Source organism: Ureibacillus sp. MALMAid1270 (assembly GCF_049202975.1).
GTDB lineage: Bacteria > Bacillota > Bacilli > Bacillales_A > Planococcaceae > Ureibacillus.
This window is the reverse complement of the sequence record NZ_JBMIRP010000037.1, coordinates 92501-95326: the sequence shown is the minus strand read 5'-3', so window position 1 is coordinate 95326 and position 2826 is coordinate 92501. Positions and strand designations below refer to the sequence as shown.

The 2826-nt window shown below is 48.4% G+C and carries 2 tRNA genes and 2 rRNA genes (1 of these 4 running past the window's edge); all 4 read right to left on the bottom strand.

Features of this window, described 5'->3' with window-relative positions:
• Positions 1-64: 64 nt before the first annotated feature.
• Positions 65-139 (bottom strand) — tRNA-Glu (locus ACOQFO_RS04710).
• 116 nt (positions 140-255) lie between these two features.
• Positions 256-330, bottom strand: a tRNA-Asn gene (locus tag ACOQFO_RS04705).
• A 647-nt stretch (positions 331-977) separates the two neighbouring features.
• Positions 978-1093: ribosomal RNA gene (rrf, locus tag ACOQFO_RS04700) — 5S ribosomal RNA — on the bottom strand.
• Between the two features lie 73 nt (positions 1094-1166).
• Positions 1167-2826 (bottom strand): 23S ribosomal RNA (locus tag ACOQFO_RS04695); it runs 1255 nt beyond the window's last position.

Sequence of the window (2826 nt, the reverse complement as noted above, 5' to 3'; positions counted from 1 at the left end):
AAGGCAGGTGCTCTCCCAGCTGAGCTAATCCTCCAACTAGTTTTCTTACATTATAGAAATTTAATGGTGACCCGTACGGGATTCGAACCCGTGTTACCGCCGTGAAAGGGCGGTGTCTTAACCACTTGACCAACGGGCCATCTAGGCTTGTCTTAACAAGACATGAATTATCTTATCATGGATACTGAACTTTTGCAACATATTTCAATACTTTTTAAAACTTTTTTCGTTCATTTGTTTTTTGCGAAAAAAAAATGGCTCCGAAGGTAGGACTCGAACCTACGACCAACCGGTTAACAGCCGGTTGCTCTACCACTGAGCTACTTCGGAACGTTAATAATTTAAATATTTAATTAAAGTACATTTTTAATTATATCCACGTTTGGAAAATAATCAAGTATTTTGGAAAGAATTTTTTATTTTTTATTCATAATAAAAAGATTATTTCTCTGCTTTTGTACAAGTTACTCTTCTCTCTTTTGTACCCTTGGTTCTTAAACTGTGGTGACTTTCTGATCTATTTAATCAGTAACGACTTCTCGAGCCTAGCAATGTCTTATTTCTCACAGGGGGTGCCCCCAACTAAACTACCATCGGCGCTAGCTCGAAGCACGATGACCGGGGGATTTCTGCGTCAGCTGCGTCGTTGCGGTGCTCATGTACATAGTACATTCCGCTCCTCATTCCTTGGTTCCTACGAAAAGCGGAAAACGCTCGTCCAACTTGTTGACTGTTTCCGTCTTCGAACAATGCTTGCATTCGAAGTGAGAAGACGAAACAGACACACAAGTTAGCGTTTGGAGCTAGACAATGAACTCCTTGGTCCTCCCACTTCTCGAATGCTTACTTAATTATTGATTCACTAAATATAAACTTTTAACTTCTTAAACCGCGCCTCCGAACCTTCGGTTCTTATAGTTAGGGGCTTCTTGACAATAAAAAAAGCCACTACTGATTAATCAGTAACGACTTCTTGAGCCTAGCGACGTCCTACTCTCACAGGGGGAAGCCCCCAACTACCATCGGCGCTAAAGAGCTTAACTTCCGTGTTCGGTATGGGAACGGGTGTGACCTCTTTGCCATTATCACTAGACCAATATATGTATAATAGAAAGAATTTCATTCTTTCAAAACTGGATAAAGACATTGATTCGTTCAAGTTTGTTTTGGTTAAGTCCTCGATCGATTAGTATTCGTCAGCTCCATGTGTCACCACACTTCCACCTCGAACCTATCTACCTCATCGTCTTTGAGGGATCTTACTTCTAAAGAATGGGAAATCTCATCTTGAGGGGGGCTTCATGCTTAGATGCTTTCAGCACTTATCCCGTCCACACATAGCTACCCAGCGATGCCTTTGGCAAGACAACTGGTACACCAGCGGTGTGTCCATCCCGGTCCTCTCGTACTAAGGACAGCTCCTCTCAAATTTCCTACGCCCACGACGGATAGGGACCGAACTGTCTCACGACGTTCTGAACCCAGCTCGCGTACCGCTTTAATGGGCGAACAGCCCAACCCTTGGGACCGACTACAGCCCCAGGATGCGATGAGCCGACATCGAGGTGCCAAACCTCCCCGTCGATGTGGACTCTTGGGGGAGATAAGCCTGTTATCCCCGGGGTAGCTTTTATCCGTTGAGCGATGGCCCTTCCATGCGGAACCACCGGATCACTAAGCCCGTCTTTCGACCCTGCTCGACTTGTAGGTCTCGCAGTCAAGCTCCCTTGTGCCTTTACACTCTACGAATGATTTCCAACCATTCTGAGGGAACCTTTGGGCGCCTCCGTTACCTTTTAGGAGGCGACCGCCCCAGTCAAACTGTCCACCTGACACTGTCTCCTACCCCGATCAGGGGTACGGGTTAGAATTTCAGTACAGCCAGGGTAGTATCCCACCGACGCCTCCACGCAAGCTGGCGCTCACGTTTCTCTGGCTCCTACCTATCCTGTACAAGCTGCACCAAAATTCAATATCAAGCTACAGTAAAGCTCCACGGGGTCTTTCCGTCCTGTCGCGGGTAACCTGCATCTTCACAGGTACTATAATTTCACCGAGTCTCTCGTTGAGACAGTGCCCAGATCGTTACGCCTTTCGTGCGGGTCGGAACTTACCCGACAAGGAATTTCGCTACCTTAGGACCGTTATAGTTACGGCCGCCGTTTACTGGGGCTTCAATTCAGAGCTTCGCGTAAGCTAACCCCTCCTCTTAACCTTCCAGCACCGGGCAGGCGTCAGCCCCTATACTTCACCTTACGGTTTTGCAGAGACCTGTGTTTTTGCTAAACAGTCGCCTGGGCCTATTCACTGCGGCTCTCTCTCGAGAGCACCCCTTCTCCCGAAGTTACGGGGTCATTTTGCCGAGTTCCTTAACGAGAGTTCTCTCGCACACCTTAGGATTCTCTCCTCGACTACCTGTGTCGGTTTGCGGTACGGGCACCTCCCGCCTCGCTAGAGGCTTTTCTTGGCAGTGTGAAATCAGGAACTTCGCTCGAAAGAGCTCCCCATCACAGCTCAACGTTACAGGAAGCGGATTTTCCTACTTCCACGCCTTACTGCTTGGGCGTGCACAACCAACGGCACGCTTTCCCTATCCTACTGCGTCCCCCCATTGCTCAAACGGCGGGGAGGTGGTACAGGAATATCAACCTGTTGTCCATCGTCTACGCCTATCGGCCTCGACTTAGGTCCCGACTAACCCTGAGCGGACGAGCCTTCCTCAGGAAACCTTAGTCATACGGTGGATGGGATTCTCACCCATCTTTCGCTACTCATACCGGCATTCTCACTTCTAAGCGCTCCACCAGTCCTTCCGATCTGACTTCA